The sequence below is a fragment of the Brucella sp. TWI432 genome (genome assembly GCF_039674445.1).
Classification (GTDB): domain Bacteria; phylum Pseudomonadota; class Alphaproteobacteria; order Rhizobiales; family Rhizobiaceae; genus Brucella; species Brucella chromiisoli.
The window spans coordinates 1-17269 of the sequence record NZ_JBDJNL010000005.1 but is presented as its reverse complement, the minus strand read 5'-3'; the positions used below and the strand labels follow the sequence as shown (position 1 = coordinate 17269).

Sequence of the window (17269 nt, the reverse complement as noted above, 5' to 3'; positions counted from 1 at the left end):
TGGAAAGTGGGAAATCCTGCTTTCCAAGGAGGTCGCATTGCTGGCTTATATATCCGGGCGGTTCGTATCGCTCTTACTTACGACGCTTGCGGCTTCCGTCATCGTCTTTTTGCTAATGCAGGTTTTGCCGGGAGATCCCGCAGCCGTGATCCTCGGGATCAATGCGCAGCCGGAAACACTGGCTGCATTGCATCAGCAGCTGGGCCTCGATCAGCCGCTCTGGTGGCGCTATCTTTCGTGGATCGGTGGCTTTCTGAAAGGTGATTTCGGCACAAGTTACACCTATTCAGTGCCGATCAGTGAATTGCTCGGCCCGCGCATCATGGTCACGCTGCCGCTGGCTTTGCTTTCCATGTTGCTTTCGGTGGCAGTTGCCATTCCGGTGGGCGTTTATGCAGCATCAAAACGCGGCAAGACTGGCGATGTCCTTTCCATGGGCGTGGCACAGGTTGGCGTTGCTATTCCAAATTTTTGGCTCGGACTGCTTCTCATCCTTTTGTTTGCTTTGCAGCTTGGATGGTTCCCGGCTTCGGGTTTCGCTGGCTGGGAAGATGGGGTCTTGAACGGCCTTCGGTCGTTGTTTTTGCCTGCTCTGGCTCTTGCTTTGCCGCTTGCCGCCATCCTTGCCCGTGTCACACGCTCGGCGGTGATTGAAACATTGGGCGAAGATTTTGTACGCACCGCGCGCGCCAAGGGGCTGACACGTAAGGCGGCACTCTGGCGGCATGCGGTACCCAATGCACTGATCCCCGTTGTCACCATCATCGGCCTGCAATTTTCATTCCTGCTGGCGGGAACCATCATCATCGAGAATGTTTTTAATCTCCCTGGCCTGGGGCGTCTGGTGTTTCAGGCGATTGCACAACGCGATCTTGTGACCGTGCAATCACTGGTAACGCTGCTCGCCGCATCTGTGATTACCGTCAATTTCATTGTTGATCTGGTCTATGGCTTCATTGATCCCCGCCTTTCGACAGGAGGCAACCGATGAGTGATGTTCAGGTGTCCGCCAAACCAAACCGCTTTCGGACATTGTTTTTAAGCCGTAGCCTTATGATTGGCGCGTTGATTACAGTTATTCTGGTGGCAATGGCTGTCGCGTCCTATTTTTGGACGCCCTATTCGCCAACCGCCATGAATTTCCGCGAAAAATTGCAAGGGCCAAGCCTTACGCATCTGTTTGGCACAGATAATTTTGGCCGTGATGTCTTTTCGATGATCATGGTTGGTGCGCGCAATTCCATCGCTGTGTCACTTATTGCCGTGTTGGTTGGCGCGGGTATTGGCATTCCGCTTGGAGCGTTTGCTGCGGCGCGCGGCGGAATGATCGATGGTTTTGTGATGCGCATGACCGATCTGGCCTTTGCATTTCCGGCATTGCTGACCGCCGTCATCATCACGGCCATTTTTGGCCCCGGTGCGGTTAATGCAATGATTGCCATTGGTATTTTTAATATTCCGGTCTTTGCCCGTGTCACACGTGGTGCATCACTCGGCCTATGGAAACGCGAATATGTGCAGGCAGCGCGCTGCGCAGGGCGCGGCGATATATCGATCACGCTTTTGCATGTACTGCCCAATATCAACCATGTGTTGATTGTGCAGGCAACAATCCAGTTCGCACTCGCAATCGTTGCCGAAGCCGGCCTGTCTTATGTTGGACTTGGAACGCAGCCACCAATGCCAAGCTGGGGCAAGATGCTCAATGATGCGCAGACATTTATCTATGACGCGCCGTGGCTCGCAATTTTCCCCGGCCTTGCGATCACCTTCGCAGTTCTGGGTCTGAATATGCTGGGTGATGGTTTGCGTGACGTGCTTGACCCACGCGTGAGGAGGCAGAGATGACCACACCTTTGCTTGAAATGGACAACATGTCCGTCGAATTGCCATTTGGCGTGCGCACGGCTGACATCGTGTCGGACATCACGCTTACGCTTAATCGCGGCGAACGGCTTGGAATTGTCGGAGAATCCGGCAGCGGCAAGTCCATCACAGCCCTTGCCGCCATGGGCCTGCTGCCTGACCGAATGCGGGTGCGTGGCACATTGCGTTTCAATGGTCAGGATCTGGCGAATATGCCGGAAGCGCAGCTTTGTAAAATGCGCGGACGGCGCATGGCGATGATCTTTCAGGAGCCGATGACCGCGCTCAATCCGGTTAAATCCATCGGCGCACAAATTGCAGAAGGACGTCGACTGCATTTGGGTGAAAGCCGAGCTGACGCGGAGCGCAAAGCGCGCCAGCTTCTCGACCGCGTTGGTTTGCCTGCACCGCGCTTTAATCTTGATCTTTATCCGCATCAGCTTTCAGGTGGCCAGCGCCAACGCGTGATGATTGCCATGGCGATTGCCTGCGAGCCTGATCTGCTGATCGCCGACGAACCAACAACAGCGCTCGATGTGACTGTTCAGGCGCAAATCCTTGATCTGATGGATGATCTGATCAATGAAACTGGAACGGCCCTGATGCTGATCACCCATGATCTTGGCGTGGTTTCAGAAATGACCGACCGCATTGCCGTCATGTATGCAGGACGCATTGTCGAAACTGGCCAAACGGACGCTGTATTTCATCGCATGGCGCATCCTTATGCGCGGGGCCTTTTCGCAGCTTCTCCTCATGGGGCTAATCTTGTGAGAGATCATTCACAGCCGCGACAGCGCCTTGCCGCAATTCCGGGCGTTGTGCCAGACCCGCTGGCACGGCCGCCTTATTGCAGCTTCGCGGATCGATGTGCTTTTGTCGAAGGTGACTGTCGTCAAATCATTCCACCGCTTGATCTTATTGGTGAAAGCGAAGGAATAAGCCATCGTGCCGCCTGTCTTCATCCATGCGAAGGCGAGGTGATCGCATGAACAAAATGATTTTGCAGGTTCGCGATGTCGTGCGCGAATATCAGCTGCCGCGCCCATCCTTTCTTTCGAAACCCGGATCACTGCGTGTTCTGCATGGTGTGAATGTCGAGATTGAAGCCGGACAAAGCCTTGGTATCGTTGGTGAAAGTGGATCGGGAAAGTCCACGCTCGCACGTGCCGTCATGGGATTGGAACGTCCGCAGTCGGGCCAGATTCTGATCAATGGTCAGGATATTTACGCCCTTGATCGTTCCAGCCTGCGCGAAGCGAGAAAAGGGTTTCAGGCAATTTTTCAAGACCCTTATGGCTCTCTTGACCCGCGCCATACGGTCAGGCGCATTATTTCAGAGCCGATTGTGTCTCTGGAGCGCGGCACAAGTAGCAAAGAGCGTGATGAGCGCGTGGCGGAAGTGCTGGAAGCCGTTGGCCTGCCGAAAGCTTCCGCCGAAAAATATCCGCATGAGTTTTCTGGCGGACAACGCCAGCGTATCGCAATCGCTCGCGCATTGATCACCAAACCCGCGCTCATCGTTGCTGACGAACCCGTTTCGGCGCTTGATGTTTCTATTCAGGCGCAGGTTCTTAATCTGATGATGGATTTGCAGGAAAAATTTGGCCTCAGCTATCTGTTTATCAGCCATGATCTTGGCGTTGTGCGCGCAATCACCGACCGCGTGGCCGTGATTTATCACGGCAATATTGTCGAACAGGGACCGACGAACGAAGTCTTCGACAACCCGCAGCATGATTATACGCGCGCGCTTGTCGATGCTGTGCCCAAGCCGTTTGCAGGACGCCGCAAACGCGCACGGCGCGTTGATTCTACACTCAGATTGCCGGAATGAAATAAGGGAACACCATGTCTGAACTTGCCGATTTGTCAGCCGTCGAACTCGTCTCCGCTTATAACGCCAAATCCCTTTCACCCGTTGAGGTTACGCAAGCCGTTATTGAGCGTATCGAAGCTTATGAGCCAAAGCTGAATGCGCTTTGGGCTTATGATCCTGATGCAGCACTTGCATCGGCAAAAGCTTCAGAAGAGCGTTGGGCGAAGGCGACACCTGCCGGTCCGATTGACGGTGTGCCGCTGACGATCAAGGAAAACATTGCCACGCAAGGCACAGCCGTGCCGCTTGGTTGTGCGGCATTGCCGCTTAAGCCTGCTGCGGTTGATGCCCCGCCCGCAGCACGCACCCGCGAGTCCGGTGGTGTGCTTTTGGCAAAAACAACCATGCCTGATCTTGGCATGCTCTCGTCGGGTCTTTCGAGCTTTCATAAACTTGCACGCAATCCATGGGATCTGACTACCAATCCGGGTGGTTCAAGTGCCGGTGCAGGCAGTGCAGGGGCGGCAGGTTACGGCCCATTGCACATCGGGACCGACATTGGCGGCTCCATTCGTTTGCCAGCAGGCTGGTGCGGACTGGTTGGCCTAAAACCGTCTTTTGGACGTATTCCGATTGATCCGGCATTTCTTGGCCGCGTTGCAGGGCCAATGACGCGAACTGTTGCTGATAATGCGCTTTACATGTCGGTGCTTTCGAGACCCGATCGCCGCGATGCCATGAGCCTTCCTTATCAGGATATTGACTGGATGGACCTCAATATCGATGTGAAGGGCCTAAAGATTGGACTTTGGCTTGATGCCGGTTTTGGCGAAACAACCGGTGAGGAAACCCGTTTGGCCGTTGAGGCCGCAGCCAAAGCTTTTGCGGATGCAGGAGCGATTATCGAGCCGGTTGAGCCTTTCCTCAATCGCACCATGATTGACGGTCTTGATCGCTTCTGGCGTGCCCGCTCATGGGCAGATGTTTCGAAAATGACGCCGGAAAATCGCGCTAAAATCCTGCCTTATATTTATCAATGGACGGAAACTGCGAAATCGCTGACCGGCGAAGAAGTCTATACGGGCTTTGCGCAGATTGATGCTATGCGCTACGCAGCATTGGCCGCATCCCAAAACTTCGATTTTATTCTTTCGCCAACCTCGCCGATGCCGACCTATCCGGCGGAATGGGCTTCTCCTGTCAATGATCCGCAGCGTCCGTTCGAGCATATCGCATTTACCGTTGCGATGAATATGTCGGAGCAGCCAGCAATTTCAATCAATTGCGGCTATACGTCGAAGGGATTGCCGATCGGATTGCAGATTTTCGGACAGCGCTTTGATGATCTGGGCGTGCTTCGGCTTGCAAAAGCTTATGAGGATATGCGACCAGGGCAAAAGCCATGGCCCATCATTGCAGGATAGAAAATGGCCGCGTCATGCGGCCTTTTTCTTATTTTGGTCTGATTGGCGAACGTTCTTTATAACGATCCACTGCGGTGAGCTTCTGGATCAGCGGATCGGCATCGCGCCACGCGTAAATCTCCGTGCGCAAATATTCGAGTTCGGCCTCGAGTTCATCTTCCCCGATTTCTGTCCACCAGGATTTCGGACGTCCATCGCTACCATCTGACCAGCGATAGCGGCGCTCTTTCAGCTTGTCTTTCATTTCAAAAGGGCTGTTTTCGGCATAAATTCGCAGCCGCGATTTCTGGCTTGATTTGAGCAATTCGGCAAAAGGAGTGGTCTTTCCCGATTTTTCCTTCAAAACGGCAAGCAGCGCCTGACAATCATCTTCGGCCCGGTGACCATTATGGAAATATCCGCTCTGGCCGATCAGATAGCCGAGCTTGGTTCCTTCAAACCCGCGTGCCGTCCAATCGATTTCCTTGACCGAACAGGCCCAGGGCTTGTTCTCGAAAACCGGCGAAAAACGCTCCAGAAAAGGCCGGTCAAAGCCCGCATTGTGCGCGATGATAATGTCAGCTTGAGAGATCAGCGCTTCCAGCTTTGCGCGCGGAATAATCTGTCCTGCAACCATTTCATCCGTAATGCCAGTGATGCGGGTTATTTCTGCCGGAATGGGCTTCGATGGCTCCTGCAAGGCGCTAAAAGTTGCGCAGACATCACCAATTGATCCATCATCTGCATAGCGGAAGGCCACTGCACCAATTTCGATAATTTCTTCCTGCGCGGCACTCAGCCCTGTTGTTTCCGTATCGACCACAACGCCAAGCCTTGGAAAAGCGAGCTTATCAGCATCTGGCACGATCGGCGGTGGATCAAGGCGCTGTAATATGCGGTAACGCCCGCTGTCTTTAAGAAGTTTGACCATTTCCGCTTCATCAGGACCCGTCATTTTTCCGGTTCTGGCGCGGGCAGGGCGCCGTGCTGTCCGTTTTTCCTCATCCACAACGGGAGGAGTAAAGAGGTCGAACTGATGGCGCATTTCATTTCTCCGCAATAAGGCAGCATCCTTATGCCCTTTGGGATGGACAAGGCGTGAAGCAATAAAATGGCATTTTGTTAACTCTGTACCAAGCCCGCAATATAATTAGTAACAGGTAATACCGGTGACTTGGCTCCACTGGGCACCTGTTGGCGAGAGGGCCGCACAAATGTCGGACGAGATTCAAAGCGTCAATTTCAATCCCGATGAATAGATGCTGAGAAATCGCTACGCCGCAGACATGATCACTTACTGTATCTGTGGATAAAAAATTCCATAAAAGACACCCCGATGATCATGTGCCCGTTCGATATGATTGTTTATCATCAATTATTAGTTTTCACTTATAAAATATAATCTGAAACTTAAATTCAGATCTACTTATAATCAACAAAAGTTAACTTGACTTTCTAAATTGTATATCGTTCGAAGTAACATTGAATTTGAATTTTTAACTGTTTTTTAACCTGCAGGATTACACGTGAAGTTCGTCCCACCTTTGCTGATCATGCTATTTGCAACGACGATATGCGGCGTATGGATGCTGGATATGAAGCGCAGGCATATGCTGTTTTTCGGATTGAGCTTTGCAACTTTCACATGTGGGTTACTGGTCCAGATATTGCAGGTTTTTCCGCGCCTTGAGGTTGCGGCCCTTGTGGCAACGGCGTTTTATCTTGCTGCCTGTCTTATGTTTTGCGAAGCGGTCATGCTGCGGCTTGGGAAGCAGTTTTCACCATTTGCAGGTAGCTTCATCTGCGCAATAACGCTGATTAGTATCGGTTATATGACGCATGCGGGCATGCCATACGGGGACATGGCAACAGCTGCCAACTTTGGCTTGGGCTCTTTGCTGACCATTCTTTGTTTCAAGTCTCGGGAATGGCGCAAAGGCGATTGGGTTGAGCGTATTTTTCACGATGCGCTGATTGTTTTCGCAGCCCATTTCTTTTTGCGCAGTGTTTTCACAATTGGAATGCTCAATGACGTCTTAAGCCCTGAGCAGCTTGTTGAGTCGCGGTATTGGGGGATCGCCACGATCGGACTTTCCTTCGCAGGGGTATTGTTAGGTCTTCTGATTTTGGTGGTCGCAACCTCTGATGTCATCAACGAATTGCAGCATGAGCGGGATGCAGATCCCATGACCGGTATCCTCAACCGCCGCGGACTCGAACGATATGCAAACAAGTGGCTAGCCACGGAGGATTACCAAAATCATGCCATTATCATGGCTGACATTGATCATTTCAAGGCAATTAACGATGACTTCGGTCATGCCGCCGGTGATCAATTGCTGATAGAGTTTTCAAACCTGCTACGCAGCATCGCAGATGGCAGCAGTATCGTTGCTCGCATTGGCGGGGAGGAGTTTCTATTGCTTGTAAAAGGTACACCGGAGCAATGTGAAATGTTCGGCAATAGGCTTTGCAACAAAATTGCGCGCTATCCTTTTTCGGTTTTGCCTCCTGGGCGCCGGGCGACCAGCAGTTTCGGTATTGCAATGCTGCGCCAACGTGAGACGTTATGGGCAGCCGCCGAGCGCGCCGATATAGCTTTGATGCGCGTAAAAAAGCGAGGCCGTAATCGGGTGGGTGTTGAAGGACACGAGTTCCCGAGTGCCGTCCATGCTGATTATCTTCTCACGGCTTGATATAATTGTTGAGCAAAATTTCGTTATATCTCCTGCTAAAATTCGGAGCGTAAATAATTTAGTTACCATAATTCTTCATGCTGGGCATGGCTTTCCAGTCAGCGCTTCGAAGCAAGCCTATTCGCTTTTTCGTCGAATTCTTGTTGCAAAGGGCTGGCTCGAAATTTTATTTTATTCGGGTTTAGTACAATGGCGCTGGTTACAGATACATTTGATTCAAGATTTCAGTTTAATATAAATATCTGGAAACCCTTTACTGCACAGCAGCGCAGCAAACTGGCGCGTTTTGTTACATTTACCTGTGCCGGGCTGATTGCAGGCAGCTGCATGATAGGGGCATTCGGCGTTATGGAAGCGGTTTTGCCTGCTTTTGTACCTTTCGCCCCGGTTATGCGACGTTTACCCGAAGCCATGCCACGACAGCTTGGAGTGGTTAATCACAAAATCGGTATAGATCATGTGATCCGTCAACGTTTTATCGAAGCCTATACTGCCAATATGCCTTATTCCAATCTCGATTGGCATCGTAACAAGCTGGATCACGATGCCAATATTATTGCTGATATCGGCGCCGAAGGTATCGTTGAAGAAAAGCCGGCAGCAGTGGCGCCCATAATCGAACCTCGCGCTGAGCGCGTGCCGTTTACTCCGGCAGCCGAAGCAAGCCCGGCGGTGACAGTTGTCCCTCAAACTGCTCCTGATCGGGTTCCACTGCAGGCTTCTGCTAAAGCAGCGCCTGAATTGTTTGTGCCTGAAGATGTACCGCTGCCGTCGCGTAAGCCAGTTGTTGCACAGCCGCGCAAGCAAGAGGCTGCAAAACTGGCCTACGCACCGGCGACTGAAAAGACCGAAGAGCCAAAGCACGAGGGCCTTCTCAGACGATTGTTTCGATCACCGACTGCTAAGCATGCAGCGATTTATGATATTTCTGCCGCAACCGTCTATTTGCCGAACGGTGAAAAACTGGAGGCGCATTCAGGCATTGGCCCGATGCGCGATAATCCGCGTTCTGTCACACAGAAAAACCGTGGTGCAACACCACCGCATACTTACAATTTGCGGATGCGCGAAAGCTTGTTTCATGGTGTGGCAGCAATTCGCCTGACGCCGGTTGATGGCCGCAATCCACATAATCGCGATGGTCTTCTTGCGCATACCTATATGCTGGGACGAAATGGCGATTCCAACGGCTGCGTTGTGTTCAAGAACTACGAGCGTTTTCTGCGCGCCTTTAAGCGCGGCGAGTTTGATCAATTGATCGTTGTTGAACATATGAATCCGACGCCGTCGCGCGTGGCTTCAGTTTTATGACGGCAGCGATCTGATCCCAAGCACAGGGCAGGGCGGATGCCTGACCCTGTGCTTGGGTTTCATTACCGTTGGGCGACAGGACGTATCAGCGGCGTAACGCGGCGGATCGTAACACGTCGATTTTCCTGTTCCGCAGATTGCGTGCGGATTTTCAGAAAGCGTTCCCCATAGCCTTGCGTTACCAGGTTTTCAGCCGGGATGTCATAGACTTCGGTTAACAGGCTCGCAACCGATTCTGATCGCTTGTCAGAGAGAATAAGGTTGGACAAATCCGAACCGACCGCGTCTGTGTGACCTTCAATGAAGAAGGTTTCTCCGGGATCTTTCTGAAGCACTTTATGCATTGCATCCGCAACTTTGCGCAGGGTTTTGGCCTGAGACAGCGATATCTCCGCACTGCCTGTTGCAAAGTGAATTGTATCAAGATCGATACGACGCACCTTATCGCGTAGACGCGCTGAGTGTCTGACTTCGTCAATTGTATAGACGCGTTCGATGCGCTCCACAGGCGGCCTTGCGAGGAAATTATAGAAGTCCCGATCGGGATCGTCGGCAACATCGATGATATAATCACGAACCGGCACAGTCAGACGCATCGGCGGCAGATCGTAGCCCACATCGACAATTGCCGCGCGCGGCCCATCATCATAGTCAGGCGCATACATCATCAGATATTCATTGCCATCATCATCTATACGGGATCGCTGAATAATATCGCCATAGCGATTATAAACAGTCACGATTTCATAACCGTCAGGGCGCACGATTGTTTCGCGCAAGCGTCCACCGGGGAGTTCGTCATAATAGGAACGTTTGGCATCGCGACGCAGGCGAGGGCGGTCATCCCCACGTACAAAGATACGATCTCCAGTTTCCAGAATGACGCGATTGTCTACCTGCTCTATAACTTTAACATTCGTCACGTTGTTATTGACGTTGTTTACATTATTGACAGTCGTATTATTCACTACGGTATTATTCACAACCGTATTGTTGATAATATTCGTTGTGTCCGGCACGGCAAAGACGGGGGCTTGTTCTTTACGAACGCCTTCTTCTCTGAGATTTGCTTCCATCCTTTTGGGCAATTCAGCCTTCAGAGCGTCAGGAATTGCAACCTGCGCGGCGGCATCATCTGTGGGTGGGACAATGTTTTCTTCTGCTGCACGCTGCTGTTCGCGCTGTTTGCGGCGCTCCTCGCGTGATTGACGCCCACCGCGATTGTCAGCGTCTTTGTAGCTGTCAAGGATCGCCGCACCATTTTCGATCGGAAGAACCACAGTGTCGTCGGTCTTTGCGGGATCTTTGGCTATTTCCTGATTGTCCGCATTGGTGCGCGGATCAACGATTGCCTCTGTGGGGGCGGCTGGTTGGTCCTGCTGCTGCGCACGTGGCTGTTCGACTGGTTGCTCGGTCGGAGTTTTCACTGGCACTTCCGCCGGTGCTCGCTGCTCTGGTGCTGCCTGATTGTTCTCATCGGGCGCTGCTGACTGTGCGGGCGGTTCGGGATTCGTCTCTGGTTCACGAACAGGCGCGTCCGGCTCATGAGTATCAACAGGTGCGGGCGGTGTTTCAACAGAACGCTGCTTCTCCGCCTCCTGTTTTGCTGCTTCTTCAGCAGCCTTTTGGCGGGCCTGCTCCTCGATAGCCTTCTGCTGTTCTTCATTGGCCAGCTGTTCCGCAGCTTGACGCTTTGCTTCTTCCACGGCCTTTTCTTGTTCGCGCGCTTGCTTTTTGGCTTCTTCCTGTGCGGCCTCTTGCGCTTCATCGGCGCGGCGCCGCATTTCCTCTTCTGCGGCACGCTGCTGTTCTTCAGCTTGCTGACGCGCCTGCTCGGCCTGCTTGCGCAATTCCTCTTCGTTCAAGCGCTGCTGTTCAGCTGCCCGCTGTTGCTCTGCGGCTTCGCGCTGAGCCTGCTCGGAGGCACGCTGCTGCTCCTGCGCCTGACGGTCGGCTTCTTCCTGAGCGGCTCTTTGCTGTTCCTCTGCCTGACGGCGGCTTTCTTCCTCCGCCGCACGTTGCTGCTCTTCGGCTGCACGGCGCGCCTCTTCTTGAGCGCGTCTGAGCTCTTCTTCCTGCTGTTGTTGCAGGCCCTGATCGTCTGATGGCTGGTCGCTGCTATCTTGCGCAAGCAATATCGGTGCATTAGGCGTTTCCGCGCGCGCAGGCTGCGTAATCATAGATACTGTGAGTGCCGGTAAGACGACCGTTGCAAGAAGCATCAAGCGCTTCGAACGAATAGACATGTCGCAGCTCCTTAGAGCATTTCCAGCAAAAGCGTGAGCCGATTTCACATTAGGAAATGCGTAGAATTCAATAAAATAGAGCGGCAGCTTCGGAAGCTTCTGCTTGTCCCGAGACCGCTCTATCAAAGGCGGATATTGCGGACATCACCTTTGGGTGATGTCCCTTGATGGCTACCATCGATATTTGCTAATTTAGAGCAAAGTACGACAGCTTCACACAATCGTTAGCTGTTAAATAGTGAACTCAGCCTGAATGGCGATATTGCGGATTTAATTGCTTTATCAAATAAAATGAATGGCTTTCACAGAATGCTGCCGCAATCGCTTTAGTTGATGAGTCCTGAGCCTAAACGGCCCGACTGTTATACCAGTGTCATCTATTTTTCTTATCAGCGTCTCCACACGCTTTACACAGTGGAGATTCTTGATATGCGCAGACTGCTTCTCTCTCTTGCCTCCGCAACCATGCTGACGACAGCGGCTGGCGCTGCAACCGTCTACCCGATTGACCGGGCGACAATCCTTGTTAATTCGCCTTTCGATTTCAAGGTTGAGTTCGATAAGGTCGTGAAGCCCGAGGACGTGAAAGTTACCGTCAATGGTCAGGACTACGAAGCTGTATTCGGCAGCAAAGCCGACTTTACCGCTGAAGAAAAGGGGGCTGAAGATAAGGTTCTGGGTTCTGCGCTTATTCTTCGTGGCCTGACGATCGGCAAGGCTGGCGATTATAAGGTTGAAGTTTCCGCCGGTGATGAAACCAGGTCTGTCAACTGGGATGTTTACTCGACCGGCAAGGAAGCCAAGGCGAAGAATATTATCTTCCTGCTTGCTGACGGTCTCTCGGTTGCTCACCGTACCGGTGCCCGTATTATGTCGAAGGGCATGACTGAGGGGAAGGCCAATGGCCGCCTCAACATGGATGATATTCCGCCAGTCGCTTTCATTGGCACATCGTCCACCCATTCGATTGCAACTGACAGTGCCAACACCATGTCGGCTTATATGACGGGGCATAAGTCACGCGTGAATGCACTTGGCGTTTATGCTGACCGCACGCCTGATACCCAGGACGATCCAAAGGTCGAAACCATTGCAGAGGCTCTGCGGCGCGAAACCAAAAAGTCGATTGGCATTGTTTCAACAGCCGAACTTGAGGACGCCACGCCTGCAGCATTGGTTGCACACACACGCAAGCGTTCCGACAAGGCTGATATTGTCGGCATGATGTATAATGTGAAGCCGGACGTGCTTTTGGGTGGTGGGTCGGCTTATTTCCTCGCCAAGGATGTTCCGGGTTCCAAGCGCAAGGACGACAAGGACTATATCCAGTTGTTCAAGGATGCCGGTTACGCGCTGGTCACAAGCAAGGATGAGCTTGCTGCATCGGGTACGTCCAATCAGGATAAGTTGCTCGGTCTTTTCCATACTGGCAACCTCGATGTGACGCTTGATCGTGAATTCCTCAAGAAGGGCACGGTTGACAAATTCCCGAACCAGCCGGGTCTTGTGGAAATGACCAAGACTGCTCTCGAAAAGCTCTCCAAAAATCCGGAAGGATTCTTCCTGATGGTTGAAGCTGCGTCGGTGGATAAGATGAGTCATCCGCTGGATTGGGACCGCGCACTGGTCGAAACCATTGAGTTCGACAAGGCTGTTGGGGTTGCCCGTGAATTTGCTGAAAAGAATCCGGATACGCTGATCATTGTCACCGGCGATCATACCCATGGCGTTGCGATCATCGGTACGGTCGATGATGAAAAGCCGGGGGATGAAATGCGCGAAAAGGTCGGCACTTATGATGCCGCCGGATTCCCGAATTACGAAGACACCAATGGCGACGGTTACCCGGATCGTATCGACGTGTCGCGTCGTCTGTTCCTTTCGGCCAACAATGGCCCGGATCATTATGAAACCTTCCGTCCAAAAATGGATGGCGCTTTCGTGCCTGCTGTTAAGAACGAGAAGGGCGAATATGTAGCCAATGAAGCCTATAAGGACGTTCCGGGCGCAGTCTTTGTTCAGGGCAACATCCCGAAAGAAGATGATAGCGGCGTTCACGCGGTCGACGATGTCGTTCTGCAGGCAACGGGTCCAGGTTCTGAGGAGCTGCGTGGCTACATGGAACAGAGCGATGTTTACCGCGTGCTCGCTGACACTTTCGCGCTTGGCAAAACAAAGTCCGAGTAATCACGTTGAAATGAGGGCAGGCGGGCAAACCGCCTGTCCATTTAGTCCGGGAGTACAAGATGCGCGCAGGACAGCATTTCAATCGCAGGCAATTCACGCTTGGCGCATTGGCAACCGTGCCCTTGATGTGCATTGCTAACAAGGCCAATGGCGCGGAGCAGCTTGGCTTCGATAATCTTTATAAAAGCTTTGGCGTTCTGGGCCTGGAATTCTCCGATCAGGTCAAAAGCGCTTCCGGCAAAGAAGTGGCAATCAGCGGGTTCATGGCGCCGCCACTCAAGGCGGAGGCCAATTTCTTCGTTCTGACCGAAATTCCGATGTCGATCTGCCCGTTTTGCTCGTCGGATTCCGACTGGCCGGATAATATCATCGTCGTCTATCTGGCGTCCAAACAGACATTTGTGCAGTTCAATGCGCCGATCTTGACATCGGGCACACTGGAATATGGCTCCTGGACCGATCCAGAAACGGGCTTTGTCAGTCAAATTCGCCTGCGTAACGCTTCCTTCAAAACGGTCTGATGATGAACCTTATCAAGCATTTGGGGTTGTCACTCGATATTGCCAATCTGGAAGTGCGCTTTCCGGGGCTTGAGCTACCGGTTCTTGCCATTGAAAAGTTCAATCTGGTCGCTGGTGGTCATCTGGCGATCACAGGAGCATCTGGCTCGGGCAAAAGCACGCTGGTCAATGCCATAACTGGCCTTGAGCCGATCAAGACTGGAAAAGTCGTCTGGGGTGGAACGGAAATCAGCAGCTTGTCTGCCTTCAAGCGCGATGCCTTTCGCGCCCGGAATATCGGGCTTGTGATGCAGGATTTCCATCTGTTTCCAGGCCTGTCAGCGCTGGCCAACGTGCTTTTGCCACTCAAACTGACTGGCAGGGTGAAGGCTGAAGATCGCGCACGGGCTCTTCAATTGCTTGAAACGGTCGGTATTGCACGACCTGCCCAGCATATCGAAACCTTGTCGCGCGGTGAAATGCAGCGCGTGGCGATTGCGCGCGCGCTTCTTTCAAAGCCCGGTGTGATCGTGGCTGATGAGCCAACAGCAAGTTTGGATCAGAAAACCGGTGCCGATGTTGCAGAGCTTCTGGTGCGGCTTGCGAGCGAGGAGAAGGCGACATTGGTTGTTGTCACGCATGATCCGCAGTTGATGCAATATTTGCAGCGCCGCATTCGTCTTGAAGGTGGAAGGATTGCAAGGGACAGTGCGGAGACAGCATTATCATGATTGCATTCATTCTTGCCGATCTACGCCGTTTCTGGAGTGGTGCCGTTGCGATCATAGTTCTTTTGGCGTTGTCGGTTGCTTTAAGCTCTGTTGTCACTTTGCAGGAGAGGGCGGTGCGGCTTGGCACGGCGCGTGCATCGGACAAGTTTGACCTTGTGATCGGTGCTGCCGGAAGTGACACGCAGCTCACATTGTCATCCGTCTTTTTGCAACCATCACCTTTGCCGCTGATGTCTGGTGCGATGCTGGGTAAGCTTGCCGATGATGATCGCGTGGCTTTTGCGGCACCCATTGGCTTTGGTGACAGCGCAATGGGTTTTCCGATTGTCGGCACAACAACCGCACTCATCTCGGCCTTGTCGCCGAAACTTGCCGAAGGCGCGCTATTCTCGCGTTTGGGCGAAGCGGTTATCGGTTCGGCGGTCGATCTGCCAGTCGGAGCCAAGGTCAATCCTATCCACGGCACGGTCGAAACCGGCGGACACGCACATACCGAATTGAGCTATCATGTAGCAGGAAAAATGGCACCGACAGGCACGGCATGGGATCGGTCCATTCTGGTGCCCATTCGCACAGTGTGGCAGCTGCATGGTATGGAGACTCATGACGAGCACGCTCATGCTGACCATGATCACGAGATTAATACCGATGCCGCCCTTGACGAGAGTTTCGATGCCGATAGCCCAGGTATCCCTGCTATTCTCGTCAAGCCGAAGACCATTGCGGATGCTTACCGGCTGCGTCAAGAATATCGCTCTGATCGGACATTGGCGATCTTTCCGGCAGAGGTCCTCACGCGGCTTTATTCAACATTGGGGGATGCCCGCAGTCTGCTGCTTGGTATAGCCATCAGCACACAGGTCATTGTGGTTTTCGCCTTGTTGCTGGTTGCTGTGATGCATATTGGTGCGCGTAAACGTCAGATAGGGGCATTACGGGCGCTTGGTGCGCCGGTCCGCTCTATCATGGCAATTGTCTGGGGTGAGTTGTTTTTCCTGCTGCTTCTAGGGATATTTCTTGGGCTGGCAATTGGGTATGCAGTCGCACAAGCCATCACATCATGGCTTACGGCAACAACGGCGGTCAGAATGCCTGTGGAGTTTGCGATGAGCGATGTCTGGCTTGTTCTCGGCTTTATCGCTGTTGCAGCGGCAGCTTCAATGGTTCCGGCGCTGATGACGCTCCGCATGCGGATTGCCACTGCACTGCGATCATAAAGGCTTTGTGTAAGCTATGTTATCATTTGCAAGTCGCACTTCAAACAAGAACCCACCCCTGGAAAAGCTACTCCAACTGCATCATGCCGGCGGTGAGGGTATCTGATTAAGCTGCTTCCTGCAAAAGTGTAGCAAAAGCCTCGGCGGGTGTCTTAAATCCAAGACACTTGCGCGGTGTTGCATTGAGATTATGGGCGAGGGCGGTCAACTGTGCCTGGCTGACTTGTGTCAGGTCCGTGTTGCTGGGCAAATACCGTCGAATGCGCTTGTTGATGTTCTCAATTGCGCCTTTCTGCCAGGGTGAGTTTGGGTCGCAAAACCAGCTTTTTGCCCCCATTCCATCCTCCAAAGCCCGATACGCCATAAACTCGGAACCACGATCAAAGGTAAAACTTCGACGTGCGTGATAAGGCAGTGCAGCAAAGGCCTGAATGATTTTATTCATGATAGGCTTTGAATGCCGACTGTTGTTTTTAATGATGACGCAATAACGACTTTTGCGTTCAACAAGGGTCATGACATTGGCTTCTCCAAGGTCACGATCAAAGATAATCAAATCACCTTCCCAATTTCCAAATTGCAGACGATTACCAATAAAATCAGGGCGTTGATGAATACGAAACGCTTCTGGAATGCGGGAACTGCGCGATCGTCTGGTGCCACGTGGGCAGCGCTTTGTTCGCATCTCGGCCAAGTGTTCATACAGTTTCAGCGCGTATTCTTCCTTTGAATAAATGAAGCGATAGATCGTTTCTGCGCATAGACGTATCGCGCTCAGGCCATGACTAACCAGTCGGCCACAGATCTGTTCCGGCGACCAATGTGCTTCCAATTGTTCTATGACGAACTTGCGCAGCTCTGGATAACGTCTGAGCTTTCGCAACCGTGTTCTGCGGTCTTTGCTGATATTGTCGGCAACAACGCTATGATAGCCATTATAGTCTGGTATCTCAGTGTCCCGAAAGCTGTTGCGTTTGATCTCGCGATAGATCGTCGAGCGATGGCGACCCATCAGCCGCGCAATGTCGCCGAGAGGGACTTTAAGCTGTTTAAGTTCGAAAAGACGGCGGCGTTCATGCAAGTTGATCTGTGAATAGCAATTTGACATCCAATTTCCTCCATGGCTAACCACATGAATTCATTGGCATGTTGCAGTTTAAAATAGAATGTACCCCGTTATAAGATTTGTTTTAGCAAGTTAAAGTTGCGACGTTCCCAGCAAAATAGAGATGCGACAGGTGCTGACGTTCAGCCCCCATTCCGAGAGGCTGGTCGGGGTTGCAAACGAGGAAT

14 protein-coding genes are annotated in these 17269 nt (G+C 52.4%); 11 read left to right on the top strand and 3 right to left on the bottom strand.

Going from position 1 to position 17269, the window contains the following annotated elements:
- Positions 1–37: 37 nt before the first annotated feature.
- From ABE527_RS09780 to ABE527_RS09760, 5 genes are read left to right on the top strand one after another with little or no spacing between them, the layout of a single operon-like run.
- The gene (locus ABE527_RS09780; RefSeq protein WP_499696798.1) at positions 38–991 is read left to right on the top strand and encodes an ABC transporter permease; all 954 of its coding nucleotides are present in this window, start codon (positions 38–40) and stop codon (positions 989–991) included.
- A complete protein-coding gene (locus tag ABE527_RS09775; RefSeq protein ID WP_499696797.1) occupies positions 988–1848 on the top strand; it encodes an ABC transporter permease in 861 nt (286 codons plus the stop codon). The genes ABE527_RS09780 and ABE527_RS09775 overlap by 4 nt, the downstream gene beginning before the upstream one ends.
- A complete protein-coding gene (locus ABE527_RS09770; RefSeq protein WP_499696796.1) occupies positions 1845–2858 on the top strand; it encodes an ABC transporter ATP-binding protein in 1014 nt (337 codons plus the stop codon). Before ABE527_RS09775 ends, ABE527_RS09770 begins: the two co-directional genes overlap by 4 nt.
- Positions 2855–3703: an ATP-binding cassette domain-containing protein gene (locus ABE527_RS09765; protein ID WP_499696795.1), complete on the top strand. Its 849-nt coding sequence runs from the start codon at positions 2855–2857 to the stop codon at positions 3701–3703. Before ABE527_RS09770 ends, ABE527_RS09765 begins: the two co-directional genes overlap by 4 nt.
- 14 nt (positions 3704–3717) lie before the next feature.
- Positions 3718–5109, top strand: a complete 1392-nt coding sequence (locus tag ABE527_RS09760; protein ID WP_499696794.1) for an amidase — start codon at positions 3718–3720, stop codon at positions 5107–5109.
- 28 nt (positions 5110–5137) lie between these two features.
- Here the strand turns inward: ABE527_RS09760 and ABE527_RS09755 are convergent, their stop codons facing one another.
- Complete coding sequence (locus tag ABE527_RS09755; protein WP_499696793.1) at positions 5138–6133, bottom strand: 3'-5' exonuclease; 996 nt, start codon at positions 6131–6133, stop codon at positions 5138–5140.
- Between the two features lie 481 nt (positions 6134–6614).
- Here ABE527_RS09755 and ABE527_RS09750 point away from each other — a divergent pair, with 481 nt between their 5' ends.
- Positions 6615–7784 carry a GGDEF domain-containing protein gene (locus ABE527_RS09750; RefSeq protein ID WP_499696792.1) on the top strand — a complete coding sequence of 390 codons (1170 nt, stop codon included), beginning with the start codon at positions 6615–6617 and terminating at the stop codon, positions 7782–7784.
- 189 nt (positions 7785–7973) lie between these two features.
- On the top strand, positions 7974–9095 hold the full coding sequence (locus ABE527_RS09745; protein ID WP_265984271.1) for a DUF2778 domain-containing protein: 1122 nt from the start codon (positions 7974–7976) through the stop codon (positions 9093–9095).
- A 62-nt stretch (positions 9096–9157) separates the two neighbouring features.
- Here the strand turns inward: ABE527_RS09745 and ABE527_RS09740 are convergent, their stop codons facing one another.
- Positions 9158–11341 (bottom strand): OmpA family protein, encoded by a 2184-nt coding sequence (locus tag ABE527_RS09740; RefSeq protein WP_499696791.1) that lies wholly within the window; start codon positions 11339–11341, stop codon positions 9158–9160.
- 429 nt (positions 11342–11770) lie between these two features.
- On the opposite strand from ABE527_RS09740, the gene ABE527_RS09735 reads away from it, so the two are divergent.
- From ABE527_RS09735 to ABE527_RS09720, 4 genes are read left to right on the top strand one after another with little or no spacing between them, the layout of a single operon-like run.
- Entirely contained in the window at positions 11771–13528 is a 1758-nt protein-coding gene (locus tag ABE527_RS09735) for an alkaline phosphatase (RefSeq protein ID WP_499696790.1), read from the top strand.
- 59 nt (positions 13529–13587) lie between these two features.
- Positions 13588–14049, top strand: a complete 462-nt coding sequence (locus ABE527_RS09730) for a hypothetical protein (protein WP_265984268.1) — start codon at positions 13588–13590, stop codon at positions 14047–14049.
- Positions 14049–14759 carry an ABC transporter ATP-binding protein gene (locus ABE527_RS09725; RefSeq protein WP_499696789.1) on the top strand — a complete coding sequence of 237 codons (711 nt, stop codon included), beginning with the start codon at positions 14049–14051 and terminating at the stop codon, positions 14757–14759. The genes ABE527_RS09730 and ABE527_RS09725 overlap by 1 nt, the downstream gene beginning before the upstream one ends.
- Positions 14756–15976, top strand: coding sequence for an ABC transporter permease (locus tag ABE527_RS09720; protein WP_499696788.1), 1221 nt, complete (start codon positions 14756–14758; stop codon positions 15974–15976). The genes ABE527_RS09725 and ABE527_RS09720 overlap by 4 nt, the downstream gene beginning before the upstream one ends.
- Positions 15977–16082: 106 nt before the next feature.
- Here the strand turns inward: ABE527_RS09720 and ABE527_RS09715 are convergent, their stop codons facing one another.
- On the bottom strand, positions 16083–17084 hold the full coding sequence (locus ABE527_RS09715; protein WP_499695722.1) for an IS30 family transposase: 1002 nt from the start codon (positions 17082–17084) through the stop codon (positions 16083–16085).
- Positions 17085–17269 lie beyond the last annotated feature (185 nt).

Bases quoted from the DNA above. Each gene is read 5' to 3' on its own strand.
- ABE527_RS09740 (WP_499696791.1), bottom strand. From the start codon at position 11,341: ATGTCTATTCGTTCGAAGCGCTTGATGCTTCTTGCAACGGTCGTCTTA.
- ABE527_RS09735 (WP_499696790.1), top strand. From the start codon at position 11,771: ATGCGCAGACTGCTTCTCTCTCTTGCCTCCGCAACCATGCTGACGACA.
- ABE527_RS09775 (WP_499696797.1), top strand. From the start codon at position 988: ATGAGTGATGTTCAGGTGTCCGCCAAACCAAACCGCTTTCGGACATTG.
- ABE527_RS09765 (WP_499696795.1), top strand. From the start codon at position 2,855: ATGAACAAAATGATTTTGCAGGTTCGCGATGTCGTGCGCGAATATCAG.
- ABE527_RS09760 (WP_499696794.1), top strand. From the start codon at position 3,718: ATGTCTGAACTTGCCGATTTGTCAGCCGTCGAACTCGTCTCCGCTTAT.
- ABE527_RS09725 (WP_499696789.1), top strand. From the start codon at position 14,049: ATGATGAACCTTATCAAGCATTTGGGGTTGTCACTCGATATTGCCAAT.
- ABE527_RS09730 (WP_265984268.1), top strand. From the start codon at position 13,588: ATGCGCGCAGGACAGCATTTCAATCGCAGGCAATTCACGCTTGGCGCA.
- ABE527_RS09745 (WP_265984271.1), top strand. From the start codon at position 7,974: ATGGCGCTGGTTACAGATACATTTGATTCAAGATTTCAGTTTAATATA.
- ABE527_RS09755 (WP_499696793.1), bottom strand. From the start codon at position 6,133: ATGCGCCATCAGTTCGACCTCTTTACTCCTCCCGTTGTGGATGAGGAA.
- ABE527_RS09770 (WP_499696796.1), top strand. From the start codon at position 1,845: ATGACCACACCTTTGCTTGAAATGGACAACATGTCCGTCGAATTGCCA.
- ABE527_RS09720 (WP_499696788.1), top strand. From the start codon at position 14,756: ATGATTGCATTCATTCTTGCCGATCTACGCCGTTTCTGGAGTGGTGCC.
- ABE527_RS09715 (WP_499695722.1), bottom strand. From the start codon at position 17,084: ATGTCAAATTGCTATTCACAGATCAACTTGCATGAACGCCGCCGTCTT.